Here is a 16,278-nt window from a genome sequence, read left to right as displayed (position 1 = left end):
GACCTTGCCGGAAGTCCACACGTTACGTTCAAAAAGATTCTTCCCCTGGCCGACCCGTTCCCGCGAAATGACCGCCGGTAACTTGGGGGGCGGAGGCGCCACATAGGTCTGTCCGGCGATCACGGTGCCGACAGCGAAAAGAAGGAGGGAACCCAGAACGTACCGCACTCAGAGTCTCCGGGAACGGAGGATCGAGACCAAAAGGCCGAACCCCAGAAGGCCCGCCAAGAGGTATCCGATCAAGCCGAGGAGCGACATGTTGAGGTATTGCGGGCCGCGTTCCGAATAGGTGAGGATCGAGGATGCGATCACCAGCCCCGCGATGACGATGGCGAAGGCGAAGCGATTTGAAGCGCGATCGAGTTCGTTAATCCCTTTCGTGAAATCCTGAAGGTTCAGCTGAAGCGTCAGTTCATTCTGCGAGAGCTTTTGAATGACGTATTTGACCTGGGCCGGAAGGTTTCGAGCCAGCTCTTGAAGGTCCCGTAAATTCCAGACGAGATCCCGAGCCAGTTTATCCGGGTGGAGTTTGCGTTTGACGATCTCGCCGGCGATCCGTCCCCCATGTTCGAGGGCGTCGAACTCCGGATCGAGCTGCCGAATGGAGTCTTCGACAACGATGATCACGCGCCCGAGCAGCACCAGGTCTCTCGGAAGACGGATACGATGCTCGGCCGCGATTCCCGCCGCCTTGGAAAGAATGTCGCCGAGCTGAACGTCCTTGATCTTGCGGCCGTAAAACGGAGCCAAAAATTTTTCGAGATCGTCCGCAAATCTGGCGAGGTCGACCGGCTTCTGTGGATTTCCGAGCTCGAGGTATTCGCGGGCCATGCTGTAAAAATCTTTCGACAAGAGCGAAACGAATAAATTGGCGATGGACGTCAGAGCGTTTGATCCGAGGCGGCCGACCTCGCCGAAGTCGACGAAAGCAATGCGGCTTCCGGGAAGGACCAAGATATTTCCGCCGTGCAGGTCGGCGTGAAACATGCCGTCGATGAAAACCTGGCGGAAAAAAGCATCCACGCCGACGGCGCAGATTTTCTTGAGATCGTAATTCTCGTTTCGAAGGCGCTCGACGTTCCGAATCGGAATCCCTTCGATCCACTCCATCGTCAAAACCCGTTTGGACGTCAACTCCCAATAGACCTGGGGAATCACGACGTCGGATAGATCGGCGAGATTGGCGCGAAAGGCGTCGATGTTGTGGCCTTCTTCGATGAAATCGGTCGCCCGTTTTATGGTGCGTGAAAATTCATCGACGATTCCGGCGGGATCATAAATCGATAGCTCCGGTAGGGTTCGCTCGGCGAGTTTGGCCAGTAAATACAAAATCGAGAGATCGGTCTCGATCATCTTTTCGATGCCGGGCCTCTGTACTTTGACCACCACGTCTTTTCCGTCGCTCAAGGTCGCGCGATGCACCTGAGCGATACTGGCGGCCGCCAGCGCCGAGGGTTCAAAGTTCGAGAAAAGCGTTTCGATCTTTCCGTCCAGCTCGGTTTCCACGACGTTTCGAATCTGGTCGACGGGGATCGGTTGCACGTCGTCCTGCAGCCGCTTGAAGCTTTGCGAAAATTCCGGCGTCACGAGGTCTGGGCGGGAGGCGAGCATCTGGCCGAACTTGATGAACGTCGGCCCCAACTCTTCAAACGCCAGGCAGAGCCGATCGGACATCGACCGATGGAATTCTTTTTGCTCGGCCCCTTTCTTTGAAAAGGGGAGGAGTTTTTCGAGGCCGATCGTGTGGATCAGTTGAGAGAATCCGTGGCGGCCCAGAACGCCGAGGATCTGGCGGATCCGGTTGATGTTCTTGTACGTCCGATTGATTTTCGGAAGATTAATGGGACTTAAAATCGAGCGTTTTGCCGCTTGCGCCACCGGCCCGGATCCTCGCCTACCGCGGACGGGAAATCAAGGCGCGGTGCCACGGCCGCCGCTGCATCCCGGCTGGCTGCGTTGCTCCTCCTCGACGTACAGCTTTTGCAAGTACGCCTTCGTCGTCGCGCCTTGCCATCCGGGCGCCGCGGGGGCCTATGTTAGCAAGCTACCCCGGGCTCACGATATTAGGACCGCTCGACGAGGCTGAAATCGAGGCGGAACTCCCGTATTGAGGCTTCAAAGACTTTGACCGTCACGGGGGCGCCCAGGCGGAACACTCGGGATCCGCGCGAACTCCGGAACACCATCTCCGCCTCGGAAAAGAAATATCTCTCCCGCCCCATGCGATCGACATGGACGAAACCGTCCACGGAGTGTTCGTCCAGTTCGACGAAAAATCCGCGCGGAACCATTCCGACGATGAACCCGGAATACTCTTTCCCCCGTTTTTCGAGAAAGAAACGGATCGCCTTCAGTTTTCGAATCTCCCGTTCGGCGGTTTGAGCCACCCGTTCTCGCTCCGATATTTGGAGCGCCACGTTTTCGAGCGACCCGTACGCCGGAGGGAAAAGAGTTTCGTTTCCCCGGCTCCCCTTGTGTAGATAACGTCGGACAACGCGGTGGACGATCAGATCGGCATATCGGCGGATCGGCGATGTGAAATGGGCGTAATGCGTAAACCCGAGGCCGTAGTGGCCGATGTTCTTGGTCGCGTAGACCGCCTGGGACATCGAACGGAGCGCCAAGTATGAAAAGACCCGGCTTCGAGGGTCGCCGTTGAATCGATGGAGGATCTCGTCCAACTCTCTCGGGTCCGCCTTTCGAGGCGTGAATTTTACTTTGTACCCGTAATTTCGAAGGAGGTTCACAAAGTCCATCAACTTCCCCTCCTCGGGGCGGTCGTGCACGCGGTAGACGACGGGATAACCGGCGCTCGTGAGGACCCAGGCCACGCCTCGATTGGCGGCGAGCATCAACTCTTCCACGATTCGCTGCGAAGGGGTCCGCACACGCCTGGCCATCTCCGTCACTTCGCCGTGCTGATTGAGAACGACCCGGGTTTCGGAGAGATCGAAGTCGATGCCTCCTTCGCTGATCCGTTTTTCGAACAGAGCGGTCGTCACGCCGAGCATCTTTCGAAGCATCGGGAGCAGTTCGGGAGGAACCGTCTCATCCTGGCCGAATTCGAGGGCACGGTCGACGCCCTCGTAGGTCAGCCGCGCTCGTGACCGGATGATCCCCTCGAAAAGTTCGGCTCCGGAGAGCGTCCCGTCGGGCGTAATCGTGACACGCGCCGCTAGGACCAAGCGGTCTTCGTTGGGACGAAGACTGCAGATTCGGTTGGAAAGACGTTCCGGAAGCATCGGAAGGACCGTGTCGGGAAAGTAATAACTGTTTCCGCGCTCCAGAGCGTCGCGATCCAGCGCGGAGTCGGAGGCGACATAATGACCCACATCCGCGATCGCGATCCAGAGGACTCCGTCCGATTCGAGCGCCACCGCGTCGTCGTGATCGCGGGCGTCTTCGCCGTCGATCGTGACGAAAGGGAGGGCCCGCAGATCTTTACGCCGGGCGATCTCGATCGGCGAAATGTCTTCGCCGATCCGATCGGCCTCCGCCAGCCCTTCCTTGGAGAATTCGCGGGGGAGAGCGTTCCGATAGATGACGATTTTGGAGTCGACGGTTGGATTTTTGAGAACTCCGAGGTTCGCGAGCAATCGTCCGCGCAGACGGTCGTGGGAAGATCGCTCGCGATCGATTTGAACGGCGATAACGGGATCCTCTTGCAGCGGAAACGATCGGGGCAGCGGCGGTTGAACGAAGACGGTATAGGGAACCCGCCGGCCGAACGGAACGACCTGATGCAGACCGTCGTGGCCGGGCCGGACCTGCCCAACGACGATGTCGGGGACGGTTGGCGCTCGATCCATATTCAAAGCGGAGCCCTTTCGTTTGCGCACCGGCCGCCGCGAGGGAAACCGACCCGGACCTGTCTTATCCGATAGGACGGGCGAGTAACGGTGATTCCGTCGTTTTACGATTTCGCCGCGGCGTTCCAGTTCGAGTAGAAAGCGTTTGATTCGTGAGCGATCGCTTCCGCGCGCGCGAAGGTCGCTACAGATCTCTCGGTACGTTTGCGGGCGATAGCGGTCGCCGTTCAAATGGTTCCGGATGTCGTTAATCGATAACTGTGGAATGGGAACAACCCCCGTGCGTTTGGAAAGACATTGCTTCAACGACCCTCAAAAATTATAGTCGGTCGCAGCCTCCCGGCATAAGAAACAAAATCGCATGACCCAACCTCCACCCGAAAAAGAACGTCGCCGCTTTCCCCGCGTCAACCTCAATGTGGCGGTTCGTTATGTTCCCGCGGGTAGCAAGAGAGCCAGGCCCCGCGACGAGCGATTGGTCTCGATGGGGGAAGGGGGCGTCTTTATTCAGTCGAAACTTACCTACCCGGCCGGAACCAAGCTTGAGCTGTCATTTGTTTTGGAAAGGGAAAAAATTTCGGCCACGGCGTTCGTTCGTTACGCCGTGGCTTTCAATCCCCAAGCGGGTACGATCCAGTTTCCCGGTATGGGAGTTCAGTTCGAGAAGATCGATGAGGCGGCCGTGAAAAGGATTCGTGAATACGTCGCGAGCGAACGTACGAAACCGGATCCTGCCGCCTGATCTAGATCGACCTCCTTCGCAAATAAACCCAAGCGCCGGCCGTCAATAGGATCATGGGTACGCTCAGAAACGGGACGGTTGTGAGGTTCCCGACATAGCGCGGCTCGCCTCGAAGAGATTCCAAGAAAGGCCGAACCAGGGCGTAGACGGCCGCAAAGAGCAAAAACATTTCGCCCGGAAATCGGCGAAACTTTTGAAACCCCAAAAGGACTCCAAAAAGCGAAAACCAAAGGAGCGATTCGTAAATCTGTGCGGGATGAAGTCCCACGTCGAGCGGCCGCGCGAGGCCGTCAGGGTCGGAAAAACGAATGGTCCAGGGGAGGTCGCACGGCTTTCCGAAGCAACAGCCGGCGAAGAGGCAGCCGATTTTTCCGATGCCCAAGCCCAACGCCACGGAGGGGATGAGAATGTCGACGACCGTCCAGAAGGAAAGTTGTTTTCGTCGGCAAAGAAAAAACAACGTCGGGACAACGAAATAAAGCCCACCCACGAACGAGAGCCCCCCTTCGTGGAGGTAAAAGAATTCGATCGGATGGGTCAGGTAATACCTTGTGTTTTCACCGAACGTATAGAGGACGCGGGTTCCAAGGAGGCCCATCCCGATCAGGGCGTAGCAGATCACTTCAATCTGCCGGGGATCGAGGCCTGCTTTCTTGGCCCGCCGCCGCGCGAGAATAATCGCCGAAATAAAAGCGATGGCCATCATCAGGCCGTAGGTTTTGACGCTGAGCGATCCGATATGAAAAAGGGTCGGATGCACGAAGAAAAATCCTAACACATTCAATCTTTCGCCCGGGAAAAGCTTACGGTAGGCTTAGGGATTCATGACGAAGGAGCCGCGATGAAAATTTGCGTGATCGGAACCGGTTACGTGGGACTGGTTACCGGTACCTGCTTTGCCGAAACCGGCAACGACGTGACATGTGTCGACACCGATAAAAGCAAAATCGACCGTCTGCAAAAAGGAGAGGTTCCGTTTTACGAACCGGGGCTCGGGGAGCTCGTCACACGAAACGTCGGGGAAGGGCGGCTCAGGTTCTCCACAGCCGTCGATTCCGGCATTTCCGAAGCGGTGATCAGTTTCATCTGCGTGGGCACGCCGTCGTCGTCCGACGGTTCCGCGGATTTAAAGGCGGTGGAAGCGGTCGCCGAACAGGTGGGAAAGGCCGCTCCGAAAGGCGCCGTACTGGTTCTCAAGAGCACTGTCCCCGTGGGTACGGCGGAAGAGTGCACCAAAATCCTAAACTCCATGAAGCGGGCGGACATCCACGTCGTCTCGAATCCCGAGTTTCTCCGCGAAGGGACGGCGGTTCAGGATTGTTTGATCCCCGATCGGATCGTCATCGGGACGCTCGATATGGCCGTGTCGGCTCTCTTGCGCGAACTCTATTCGCCGTTTGTCCGCACGGGGCATCCGGTTTTTGCCATGGACCACAAGTCGGCGGAGCTGACGAAATATGCGGCAAATGCCCTTCTCGCCCTTCGGATTTCGTTCATGAACGAAATCTCGATGATCTGCGAAAAAGAAGGGGCCGACATCGCCAACGTTCGTGAAGCGATCGGTGCCGATCACCGGATCGGTCCTCAATATCTTTTCCCAAGCGTCGGATTCGGCGGTTCCTGTTTTCCCAAGGACGTGCGGGCGTTGACGGCGCACGCGCGCGAGATTGACGTTGAACCCCGTCTCCTTCAGGCCACGCTGGACGTGAACGAGGCGCAGAAGCAAGCGTTTGTGGGACGCGTTCTTCGGCACTTCGGGGGGGAAGCTTCGGCCAAGGGGAAACGGGTCGCGATTTGGGGTCTGGCGTTTAAAGCGAAGACCGACGATATCCGCGAATCTCCCGCGCTTACGGTGATCGACGGCCTTTTGGCCGCCGGAATGAAACTTCATGTGTTCGATCCGGTGGCCAACGCCAACGCCAAAGTCGTTTATGGGGACCGTCTGACGTACGCGTCATCGACATACGGCGCTTTAGAAGGGGCAGCCGCTCTCTGCGTCCTGACGGAATGGAACCAGTTCCGCCATCCCGACTTTGGAAAAATCAAATCCACGCTGGCGTCTCCCGTCATCTTTGACGGCCGAAATCTCTACGATCCGCAGGCGCTGAAGAAACTCGGGTTTACGTACTACTCGATCGGCCGGCCGCCTGCCTCGAATTGACTCCGGAGTATACTCCGGAGTATAATATTTCTATGTCATTGAAATTACAGGTATTAGTCCCGGAAAAGGACATGAAGTTTTTCAAAGGCTGCGCCAGGAAAGAGAAGCTCTCCTTGGGCGAATGGGTTCGGCGGGCGATGCACCAGTATGCCGGTTGGCGGCCTCGCAAAAGCGCAAAGCAAAAGCTTGAAGCGATTGACCGGCTGTCAAAGCTTCAGCTTCCCGTGGGAACGGTCGAGGAAATGAATCGAGAAATCGAACTTGGCCGCAATCTTCCTCGATAGCAATCCGGTCATGTACTTGGTAGGCGCGGCCCATCCGTTGAAAGAGCGAACGAGTGAGCTTTTGCGCGACCTTTCGACAGAAGATGCGGTTTTGATAACGAGTGCGGAGGTTTTTCAAGAGCTGTTGCATCGATACCACTCGATTCGGCGTTATGCGGCGTTTTCACAAGCATGGTCCACGTTGGAAGAGATGGTGGATGAAGTCCTGCCCGTAACGCTTTCGGACGTTCGCACAGCCGGCGACCTCGTATTGGAACAACCGACGCGGGGTGCGCGCGATTCGCTCCACGTCGCAGTGGCGATCCATCACGGAATTCGCCGAATCTTGACGTTCGATCAGGGCTTTGAAGACTACCCGATGATCGAAGTTGTTCGTTGAACCTCAGGAATAAAAGGCCCGGACCGTTTCGACGACTCGCGCCCGCTGTGCCTCGGTGATCTCGGGATAGACCGGAATCGCCGGCGCCTCTCACGCATCCAACTGCGCTAGCCACGCCGCAGCCGGTTCGATAGAAACGGGGTCGTCATATAATTTTCGCGACAGATTTTTCACCACCTGGCTCGCCTTCACGCCGGGGATCCGTCCTGTGTAATAGCGTAACGCGGATGTGGGACCCGTTTCGCTTGTTTTGGCTTCGATGAGCCATTCCGGACGGTTCTCAATGACGGTTAAAAAATCGACTTCCCGTTTCTCCCGGTCCCGGATGTAATGCAACTCCCGACGGTCCCCTTCCGTATCCTCCAGATAGTGATTTCTCTTGAGCAGGGCGCAGGCAACGATGTTCTCAAACCTCGCCCCCTCGTCCTGTAAAAGTCGTCCGGTATCGTAAAAGTAGATCTTCGGTTCCTTCTGAATCGCGCGGGCGATGTTTTTGGAAAATGGCGTTACGATGAAGATCACCAACATTTGCTCGAGCACACGGATCCAGTTCTTGACCGTATGCGGAGACACCTGGAGATCTTCAGACAAGGATTTGTACGAAACGGTTTTTCCCACTCGGGTGGCCAGAAGATCGACCAGTAGTTCGAGCAGCTTGATGTTACGAATCTGTTCGAGATCGATTAGATCCTCCCGCAAGATCCGGTCAAGGTGCGAGCGGCGCCATCTCTTTGCGGTCCGGTCGGAAGCTTTCAAAAACGGTTCGGGAAAACCGCCGAAACGCATCAAGCGGTCGAGAGCTTCTTCAGGGGAAATCTCGCGTTTCACTTCAGAGACTGAAAAGGGGTGCAAGCGGTGGTAAAAATATCTTCCGGCTAACGAATCCCCGCCTTTCCGGTAAATATCGAGGCGCGCGGATCCGGTGACAAGAATTCTTGGGCGGTTCCCGCGGGTGTCGTACACCCCTTTGAGCCACGATTTCCACTTCGGCATTTTATGAAGCTCGTCGAGAACGACGAGGTCCCCCTCAGGCGACCACGCTTTTTTGAGAATGACTCTTCGGTCCTCCCCTTCGTCAAAGCTGAAATACTGGGTTGAAGCAGGGTGGAGGTTTTTCGAAAGCGTGGTTTTCCCCACTTGGCGGGGCCCGGAAAGCAGGACGAGCTTTTCGTCCAGATCCCGCTTAACCATATTTTGAAGCTGCCGCAGCGTATGACCATAGTGAGCCGAACTGCATTTATGTCAAGACAAATATGCACCTTACTTCATTTTTGTCGGAACCGAATCCCTTAGCGAAAAAAGGCCCGGATCGTTTCGACGACTCGCGCCTGCTGAGACTCCGTAATTTCGGGATAGACCGGTATGGCCAGCGTATCTTGCGCCGCCCGCTCAGACTCGGGGCAGGCTCCTTTCTTGTAACCGAGGTAGGCGAAACACTCCTGAAGGTGAAGGGGGAGGGGATAGTAAATTTCCGTCTCGATCCCTTTTTCAGCCAAAAACTTCTTGAGGTCGTCCCGCCTTTTCGTCCGTAGGACATACTGGTTAAAAATGTGCCGATCCCCCGGTCGCCTCCAGGGAGTCGTAACGAATTCACTCACGCCGGCCTCAGTGAAGAGCCGATCATAGCGGTCCGCATTGCGTTGTCGCGCCTTCGTCCAGGTTTCAAGATGGGCGAACTTGGCCCGTAAAATCGCCGCTTGAAGGGCGTCGATTCGGAAGTTCCCGCCGATCCATTTGTGAAAGTATTTCGGTTTTGATCCGTGGGAGCGAAAGATCCGAAGTTTCTCGGCCAGGTCGGCATCGTTCGTCGTCACCATCCCCGCGTCGCCGAACGCTCCGAGATTCTTCGAAGGAAAGAAGCTGAAGCATCCGATCCGTCCCATCGAACCGAGCCGTCGCCCTTGATACTCGGCTCCAATGGCCTGTGCGGCATCTTCGATCACCGGAATTCCATGTCGATCGGCGGCGTCGAGAATCGGTTTCATCTCCGCTCCCTGGCCGAACAGATGCACGGGAATGATTGCCTTGGTTTTCTTCGTGATTGCGGATTCAACCTTGTTCGGGTCGATGTTGAATGAATTTGGTTCAATATCCACGTAGACGGGCCGGGCGCCGACTCTCGAAATGGCCCCGCCGGTGGCGAAGAACGTATAGGGCGATGTAATGACTTCGTCTCCGGGTCCCACGCCGAGCACCATCAGAGCTATTAACAGCGCATCGCTTCCGGAGCTGACGCCGACGCCGAATTTGCAGCCGACGTAGGCCGATATCTCCTGCTCCAGGGCTTCCACCTCAGGCCCCAAGATGAAACGTTGGGACGCCAAGACGCGATCGATCGCGGCCCTCGCCTCTTTTTCAATCGTTCGGAATTGAGAACGGAGGTCGAGCAGGGGAATTCTTTCGTTCACGCGTGCACCAAACCGTGATCGCTGAGTTGGTACGCGAGTCCACAGCTTTTGCACGTGAGCTTGTCCTTCACGGCGTCCAATCGGACACCGCAACGGCACACCCACCCCTTCGGCTTGGCCGGCACGCCCACCGCCAACTCGTGGTCGGGAACGTTATCCAGAACGACCGCTCCGGCGCCCACAAGGGCGTACCGCCCGATCGTCACTCCGCACATAATCGTCGCGTTTGCTCCGATGGTTGCGCCCTGCTTCACAAGCGTCGGTTTGAATTCATGCTTTCGTTCAATTGGGCTCCGCGGGTTAATCACATTCGTGAACACCATCGACGGCCCGCAGAAAACGTCATCTTCCAGCGTCACACCCTCATAAACGGACACGTTGTTCTGGATCTTGACGCCGTTTCCGATCCGAACTCCCTTTCCGACATAGACGTTCTGTCCCAGGACGCACCGCTCCCCGATCATCGCGCCGGGCATGACGTGCGAAAAGTGCCAGATCCTCGTGTCCTGGCCGATTTCAGCCCCTTTGTCGATGACGGCCGACTTGTGGGCGAAGAAGAGCGTCTTTTGTGCCATACTCGTGAGCCTCTAACAAAACGCATCCTAAAGGGTTTCAATTAATTTTCCAGGATCTCAAAATTATTTTCTATGTGAACCGCGTGCGCTATTTCTTCGGCGTCACCCCACCAGATCCCAGGGGACGACGTAGTCGTTTTCCGTGATTTGAGCAATTTCTTCCACCGGCGCAATAATCAGACCCGGCGCGATCTGTTCGCGCGGAAAAGCTTCGCGGAACGCTTTTAGGCCTTTCACGTCGTGGCGGGTGATCGACTGTTTCCCTTTTGCCTCAATCGGGTACAACATTCCATCCCGTTCCAAGACAAAATCGATCTCTGCTCCGCTGTGGGCGCGCCAATGGTAGACATGGGGCGGAGTATCCATCGCGCCGCTCAGCTTTCGGAGCTCGCCGTAAACAGCCGATTCGAAAATAGCGCCCCAAGCGGGATGACTCTCTAAGGCCCCTGGCGTGGAGATCGCCAGAGCATGACAGACCAGACCCGTGTCGCCGAAATGCCCTTTCGGCCTTTCACTCACCTTCTTGATGCTATTTCGGCTGTAAGCAGGCACCGCATACCATTGAAAAGAGGATTGAAGAATCGAGAGCCAGCGTTGGGAAGTTTGCGGTGTCACTCCGATCTCGCGTCCGAGTTCACTGTAATTAATTTCCTGGGCTGTCAGCGCGGCCACAAGACGGAAAAAGCGCGTAAACAGCGCGAGGTTCGAAATCTCAGCCATCTGCCGGACGTCCCGTTCGATGTAAGTTCGTTCGTAGGCTTTCCAGAAATCTGGAATGCTTTTGAGTTGCGCAAGATGTGCCTCGGGCAGGGAACCTTTCCAAATATGTTGGTACAGCTTAACCCGGTGTCGGTGGAGTCTTTTTCGTTCCCGGACCCATCGCTGCGGATTCTTCAGCCACAGTTCGAGCCAAGAAGTCTTTTCGTTCCCTCGATGGACCTCTTGGAGCGAAAAAGCGTCGAGATCAACGAACCCGACGCGGCCCGCCAAGCTTTCAGCCAACAGCTTCATCACATTCCATTGCTGCGAACCGGTGATCAAGTAACGGCCCTTGCGGCTCTCCCGGTCCACCTTGCGCTTGAGGCTCGAAGCCAACTGGGGCGCGTATTGAATCTCGTCCAAAATCAGCGGCGGGTTGTGATTCGCGAGAAAGAGCTCCGGATCTTCACGCGCTCTTCCCACATCCACGATTGGATCGAAAACGATATGCTCCGCGCGATCGCCGAAGAGACGGAGCAGTAGGGTCGTTTTTCCCGTCTGGCGGGCGCCGGTGACCGCTACGGCCGGGAATGTTCGGACCAGCCGGAGGAGCTTGGTCGCGATTCGGCGGGGAACAAACATACCTTGATTTTTAATGATTGAATCATCAGAAATCAAGATATATTAACCCAAATTCGGGGTAGGTAACTCAGTTCCGGTATTCCAGCACCTGTACCGGCTGGCCGTTCATCTGAAGCGATCGTTGGCAACTCTGCAAGACCTTCAATACGCGAAGCCCTTCCTCGCCGTCCGTCCGAGGCTTTTGACGCGTTCGAACGCACTCCAGGAAGTGCTCGCACTCCGCCCGAAGCGGTTCGGTTTCCTCATCGAACGGCACCGGAATCCCCTCCGGCTTCTCCGCGACGAAATTCCCATTCACCATCGAAACTTTCTTGTCGTAAAGGAGCAACTTTCTCCCTTTGGGCGCCCGGTCGTCAAAAACCGCCATTTTTTTCGACCCCACGACCACCAGCCGCTGTTCTTTGAACGGGTGAAGCCAGCTGACATAGATGTGACCCCGAACGCCGTTGTCGAAGACGAACGTTGAAATCGTCGTATCCGCGACATTCGGCTGCAAATAACTTCCTCCGACCGCATTGACCTGAATCGGCATCGCTCCCGTCAGCCACAACATCACCGAGATGTCGTGCGGCGCGAACGACCAGAGGGCATTTTCCTCGGTACGAATCTTTCCGAGGTTCAATCGGTTGGAATAGATGTATTCGACTGTCCCAAGATCTCCACCCGCCACGAGTTCTCTCAACTTCACCATGCCAGGGTGATATTGCAGCAAGTGTCCCACCATTAGGATGCGCCCGCTTGACTTAGCAAAGTCAGCCATCTGTTGCGCTTCGCCAAATCGCAGAGCCAACGGCTTTTCGACCAGAACGTCTTTGCCCATCTCCAGCGCTCGCATGGATATCTCAAAATGTGTGACGGCTGGGGTTGATATAACTAAGCCGTGCAAAGCTGAATCGGAAAGGACGGACTCAAGCTTCTCATAGGACTTCTTTGCGTGAAACCGGGCGTTTACCTCACAGGACCGGGTGGCGTCCGAGTCAAATATTCCTCCCAGAGCTTGGAGTTCAAAAAAAACGCGAACGTGATTTATTCCCCAATATCCCGTGCCAATGATGGCTACTATGGGACTAGTATCCTTAGCCATAGAAACCGTGCATTCTAGCCAAGGATCTCAAATAGGCAAACGAAGCTTCATCAAATCTTCGATGATTCGACGATATTGTGTCACCCACTATGCGTCGAATTCTTCTTTTGTCGTGCTTTCTAGCCACAAGGTACTGATAGCTTCCCCAAAAGTAGCTTCTCTTTGAACGAACTGTTGATTGGAAAAGAGTCGGTCGATTTCCGTTTCGGTAGGTATAAAGCCAGATTTATTTTCGCCCCTTTCCTTAATTTTGGTTCGAATGTGCTCTCCTAAACCTTGTTTGATCCATCGAGCTTGTGGAACATCAAAGCCGCTACGATATCTTGCAAAACAGATCTCTTTAGGGAGGTGTTCTTTCATCACTTGGCGGAGCACCCATTTGTTCACCCCGTTTCTAAGTTTTAAGGCTGTGGGTAACGCCAATGCTGCTTCAACTAGGCGAAAATCCAAGAATGGAAGTCGGCTTTCAACGCTATGTCCCATTGAATTGCGGTCCTCATATCGAAGCAATGTGGGGAGGCTAATTTTTGTCACATCGGCCAATTGTCGAAACCAAAACGGTAGATCATGTTTGCAATTGAGATCAAGATCATCGGTTCGAACATCATTGAATATCGTCTCCATCCCTTTCCCTCGATATCGCATGCGCTGTTCCCAAAATTGGGATAAATGCGGTAGTTCTTGAACCATCGTTGGGACGAGCGATGCGATCTCACGCAGGCTCTTAAGATATTTATGATGATGAAGTAGGTGGCCAAGAAAAAAGAGTTGGAATTTTCGGTAACCTAAGAACAACTCGTCTCCTCCCTGTCCTCCAAGCAAAACTTTCACGCCTCTTTCTTTTGCACGCTCAAAAACAAGATATTGAGCGATGACGCTTGCACCAGGAAAGGGAGCCTCTTGGACGGCGAGTGTTTTATCAAGAGCCGACTTCAGTTCGCTAAGACTCGGATTAATAAATTCAATTTCAATGTTTAGTTGTTTACTAAGCTTATCGACTAACAGGCCTTCAGACCCTCGATCCGACGGACTTCCAAAACTAAAAGCGACCACGTTGGTCCTTTCCCTTGCAACAAGCGCCGCGATCGTCGATGAATCGAGCCCGCCGCTCAACGCAATGCCAACAGGCACATCGGAACGCAGACGTAGCCTTATTGAGGATTCCAATATTTCTTGGATATTCTCTTGCAGATAGGAAGCGGGTTTGCCTGCCTGCTGCTCCTGAAGAAGGAAAATTTGTTTTTGAAGATCATAATATTGAAAATCGCAGACGCTCAATCTTCCATTTTCTTCAAATGAGACTTCCAAGCAATGTCCTTGTCGAAGCGAGTTCAGCCCAAAGTAGGGAGATGTTTCAAGGTCGTCTTCATATACCCACTTTCGAATGCCTCGGACGACGTAATCTAAGTTAGGATCCAAATTGAAATGTTGCGCCATCGTTGTGCAGGTAGATGCGAAAAAAAGAGAACTGCCGTTGAGAATATAGTAGAGGGGCTTTACACCGAAACGATCCCGTACGAGCCATAGCCGCCTCCGATTTTCATCGTAAAGGGCAAAGGCAAACATTCCGTTAAAGCGATTGATCGCATCCATCCCCCATTCCTTGAAGGATTCAAGGATGACTTCAGTATCGCTACGGGTTTTAAAGGTATGCCCTAAATGAATGAGTTCATCTCGCAACTCAATATAGTTATAAATTTCTCCATTAAAAACGATCCCTAATTCTGGATCGTTTTTCCACATCGGTTGGTTCGCATTTGAAGTCAAATCGATAATATTGAGCCTGTTATGGCCGAGGATCAGAGTTAAATCCTTCTCTCTTCTGACGTGTATTTCTTGATGGTCTGGCCCCCTCGCGAACTGAGACCGGACGATATTCTGAACAAGCGTAAGAGCACTTGCGTTTGAGAAGCTCAAGAATGCACCGGCGATTCCGCACATATGGGAAGGACTCCTATTCAGAAATTACGGGACGGTGATCAACAATATCCCATCACATATGGTAAATGAATACATGTGTACCCGTTTTTTAAACGGTTGTTTGACGTATTAGCATCCTTGCTCGCGCTCGTAATGCTTTGTCCCGTTTGGGCAGTCATCACCGTCTTGATTAAGAAAGATGGGGGCCCCGTCATATATAAGGCTAGGCGGGTCGGTCTTAATGGAAAGCCCTTTATCATGTGGAAGTTTCGCACCATGGTCGTTAATGCAGATCAGTTGGGCGGTTCATCGACGCCTGACGATGACGCACGAATTACCGATATCGGGCGCTTCCTGCGCCGAACTAAATTGGACGAATTTCCCCAACTTGTGAATGTCTTGAAAGGCGAGATGAGTTTCGTGGGTCCCAGGCCACAAATTCAATGGGCGGTAGACTTATATACACTGGAGGAGCGACAAGTCCTCAGTGTGCGCCCGGGGATGACCGATTCGGCCTCAGTTCGATTTCCAAGCGAGGGTAAAATTCTAAAAGGGAGCAAAGATCCCGATGGCGACTACATGAAGCTCATTCATCCCCACAAAATGCGCTTAAGCTTGGAATACGTACTTAATCGTTCTATGCTCTTGGATCTAAAGCTGATTTTCCAAACGGTTTGGACGATTTTAAAATAGGGCATGAAAAAGTTTCGTACACCTGAAGAACTCGAAGCCAGCGAAGCAATTGCACGGATTTTTGAGTCTTGCCCGGATCCAACGGCGACCAAGCTAGAAAACTTCCCTAAATATGTGCGGCGACAGCATCTCAAGCGCTTCTTGGCACTTTATGAAATTTTCAAGCTCGTCATGCCTATTAAAGGTTCCATTGTTGAGTGCGGAGTGTTTAAGGGATTCGGCGTTATGGCCTGGGCCAAACTTAGTGCCATGCTAGAACCCGAAAATCTTACGAGGCGGATCTATGGGTTTGATTCATTTTCTGGATTTCCAAACGTAAGCGACAAAGATAAGAACAAAGTCGTCGATCCTTCCGTAGGAGGACTTTTCGCAGACTCCTATGACGAACTTTCTGCATTGATTACCGAACACGACCGCGATCGATTCCTCGGCCATATCGACAAGGTCCAACTTATACGTGGAGATGTCATTCAAACGGTTCCTAAGTTTGTCGAGAGCAATCGACATTTGGTTGTCAGTCTCCTGTTCCTTGACGTGGACTTATATGAGCCAACCAAAGCTGTGATCAGGGCGGTCTTCCCACGCATGCCGAAGGGAGCAGTCATCGCTTTTGACGAACTTGATAATCCGATGTGGCCCGGTGAAACTCAGGCGTTGTTCGATGAATTGGGAATTGGGAAGCTGTCCCTGCGTAGACTCGAGTGGGACCCCTACATTGCGTATGCTCAAATCAGCTGATTCTACCCCAACGTTGCATAAAAAAACGGATTTTGGTGTAAGGATTTAATAGAAAACGGCCTCCCGCCTAGTAATATTGAGGTTGTCGAATCCCTCTCACAACCAAACAGGAGGCCACTTACAGTGAAGTCCAGTAAATCAGAA

15 protein-coding genes are annotated in these 16,278 nt (G+C 53.9%); 6 read left to right on the top strand and 9 right to left on the bottom strand.

Annotated features, from left to right (window positions below; translation table 11 throughout):
• Nucleotides 1-168: 168 nt before the first annotated feature.
• Together VI895_15305 and VI895_15300 are read right to left on the bottom strand one after the other, a co-directional pair.
• Nucleotides 169-1,878, bottom strand: coding sequence for an AarF/ABC1/UbiB kinase family protein (locus tag VI895_15305; protein ID HLG21165.1), 1,710 nt, complete (start codon nt 1,876-1,878; stop codon nt 169-171).
• 185 nt (nt 1,879-2,063) lie between these two features.
• Complete coding sequence (locus tag VI895_15300; GenBank protein ID HLG21164.1) at nt 2,064-4,115, bottom strand: VacB/RNase II family 3'-5' exoribonuclease; 2,052 nt, start codon at nt 4,113-4,115, stop codon at nt 2,064-2,066.
• Between the two features lie 55 nt (nt 4,116-4,170).
• On the opposite strand from VI895_15300, the gene VI895_15295 reads away from it, so the two are divergent.
• Nucleotides 4,171-4,551 (top strand): PilZ domain-containing protein, encoded by a 381-nt coding sequence (locus VI895_15295; protein ID HLG21163.1) that lies wholly within the window; start codon nt 4,171-4,173, stop codon nt 4,549-4,551.
• A 1-nt stretch (nt 4,552) separates the two neighbouring features.
• Here the strand turns inward: VI895_15295 and lgt are convergent, their stop codons facing one another.
• Nucleotides 4,553-5,311, bottom strand: a complete 759-nt coding sequence (lgt, locus tag VI895_15290; GenBank protein HLG21162.1) for a prolipoprotein diacylglyceryl transferase — start codon at nt 5,309-5,311, stop codon at nt 4,553-4,555.
• Between the two features lie 81 nt (nt 5,312-5,392).
• Between lgt and VI895_15285 the strand changes: the two genes are divergently transcribed.
• Genes VI895_15285 through VI895_15275 form a run of 3 tightly spaced genes read left to right on the top strand, consistent with a single transcriptional unit; the run spans nt 5,393 to nt 7,375 of the window.
• Nucleotides 5,393-6,712: a UDP-glucose/GDP-mannose dehydrogenase family protein gene (locus VI895_15285; GenBank protein ID HLG21161.1), complete on the top strand. Its 1,320-nt coding sequence runs from the start codon at nt 5,393-5,395 to the stop codon at nt 6,710-6,712.
• A gap of 32 nt (nt 6,713-6,744) precedes the next feature.
• Complete coding sequence (locus tag VI895_15280) at nt 6,745-6,996, top strand: hypothetical protein (protein ID HLG21160.1); 252 nt, start codon at nt 6,745-6,747, stop codon at nt 6,994-6,996.
• Nucleotides 6,974-7,375, top strand: coding sequence for a type II toxin-antitoxin system VapC family toxin (locus VI895_15275; GenBank protein HLG21159.1), 402 nt, complete (start codon nt 6,974-6,976; stop codon nt 7,373-7,375). Before VI895_15280 ends, VI895_15275 begins: the two co-directional genes overlap by 23 nt.
• A gap of 90 nt (nt 7,376-7,465) precedes the next feature.
• Here VI895_15275 and VI895_15270 read toward each other — a convergent pair whose 3' ends face one another.
• The 6 genes from VI895_15270 to asnB all read right to left on the bottom strand — a co-directional run bounded on the left by VI895_15270 (nt 7,466) and on the right by asnB (nt 14,724).
• Complete coding sequence (locus tag VI895_15270; GenBank protein ID HLG21158.1) at nt 7,466-8,566, bottom strand: ATP-binding protein; 1,101 nt, start codon at nt 8,564-8,566, stop codon at nt 7,466-7,468.
• A 98-nt stretch (nt 8,567-8,664) separates the two neighbouring features.
• Nucleotides 8,665-9,783 carry a DegT/DnrJ/EryC1/StrS family aminotransferase gene (locus VI895_15265; GenBank protein ID HLG21157.1) on the bottom strand — a complete coding sequence of 373 codons (1,119 nt, stop codon included), beginning with the start codon at nt 9,781-9,783 and terminating at the stop codon, nt 8,665-8,667.
• Nucleotides 9,780-10,358 carry an acyltransferase gene (locus VI895_15260; protein HLG21156.1) on the bottom strand — a complete coding sequence of 193 codons (579 nt, stop codon included), beginning with the start codon at nt 10,356-10,358 and terminating at the stop codon, nt 9,780-9,782. The genes VI895_15265 and VI895_15260 overlap by 4 nt, the downstream gene beginning before the upstream one ends.
• A gap of 102 nt (nt 10,359-10,460) precedes the next feature.
• On the bottom strand, nt 10,461-11,699 hold the full coding sequence (locus VI895_15255; GenBank protein ID HLG21155.1) for an ATP-binding protein: 1,239 nt from the start codon (nt 11,697-11,699) through the stop codon (nt 10,461-10,463).
• Nucleotides 11,700-11,766: 67 nt separating this feature from the next.
• Complete coding sequence (locus VI895_15250; protein ID HLG21154.1) at nt 11,767-12,783, bottom strand: Gfo/Idh/MocA family oxidoreductase; 1,017 nt, start codon at nt 12,781-12,783, stop codon at nt 11,767-11,769.
• An 87-nt stretch (nt 12,784-12,870) separates the two neighbouring features.
• Complete coding sequence (asnB, locus tag VI895_15245) at nt 12,871-14,724, bottom strand: asparagine synthase (glutamine-hydrolyzing) (protein HLG21153.1); 1,854 nt, start codon at nt 14,722-14,724, stop codon at nt 12,871-12,873.
• A 75-nt stretch (nt 14,725-14,799) separates the two neighbouring features.
• On the opposite strand from asnB, the gene VI895_15240 reads away from it, so the two are divergent.
• Nucleotides 14,800-15,396, top strand: coding sequence for a sugar transferase (locus tag VI895_15240; protein ID HLG21152.1), 597 nt, complete (start codon nt 14,800-14,802; stop codon nt 15,394-15,396).
• 3 nt (nt 15,397-15,399) lie between these two features.
• Nucleotides 15,400-16,134, top strand: a complete 735-nt coding sequence (locus VI895_15235; GenBank protein ID HLG21151.1) for a class I SAM-dependent methyltransferase — start codon at nt 15,400-15,402, stop codon at nt 16,132-16,134.
• Nucleotides 16,135-16,278: the final 144 nt, after the last annotated feature.

The organism is Bdellovibrionota bacterium (assembly GCA_035292885.1).
In the GTDB taxonomy this organism is placed as follows: domain Bacteria; phylum Bdellovibrionota_G; class JALEGL01; order JALEGL01; family DATDPG01; genus DATDPG01.
The sequence above is the reverse complement of the archived record's forward strand: the minus strand, read 5'-3'. Positions and strand labels throughout refer to the sequence as shown.

Excerpts from the sequence above, each read along its gene's own strand:
- VI895_15285 (HLG21161.1), top strand. The coding sequence starts at position 5,393 with ATGAAAATTTGCGTGATCGGAACCGGTTACGTGGGACTGGTTACCGGT.
- VI895_15235 (HLG21151.1), top strand. The coding sequence starts at position 15,400 with ATGAAAAAGTTTCGTACACCTGAAGAACTCGAAGCCAGCGAAGCAATT.
- VI895_15280 (HLG21160.1), top strand. The coding sequence starts at position 6,745 with ATGTCATTGAAATTACAGGTATTAGTCCCGGAAAAGGACATGAAGTTT.
- VI895_15255 (HLG21155.1), bottom strand. The coding sequence starts at position 11,699 with ATGTTTGTTCCCCGCCGAATCGCGACCAAGCTCCTCCGGCTGGTCCGA.
- VI895_15260 (HLG21156.1), bottom strand. The coding sequence starts at position 10,358 with ATGGCACAAAAGACGCTCTTCTTCGCCCACAAGTCGGCCGTCATCGAC.
- VI895_15270 (HLG21158.1), bottom strand. The coding sequence starts at position 8,566 with ATGGTTAAGCGGGATCTGGACGAAAAGCTCGTCCTGCTTTCCGGGCCC.
- VI895_15250 (HLG21154.1), bottom strand. The coding sequence starts at position 12,783 with ATGGCTAAGGATACTAGTCCCATAGTAGCCATCATTGGCACGGGATAT.
- asnB (HLG21153.1), bottom strand. The coding sequence starts at position 14,724 with ATGTGCGGAATCGCCGGTGCATTCTTGAGCTTCTCAAACGCAAGTGCT.
- VI895_15295 (HLG21163.1), top strand. The coding sequence starts at position 4,171 with ATGACCCAACCTCCACCCGAAAAAGAACGTCGCCGCTTTCCCCGCGTC.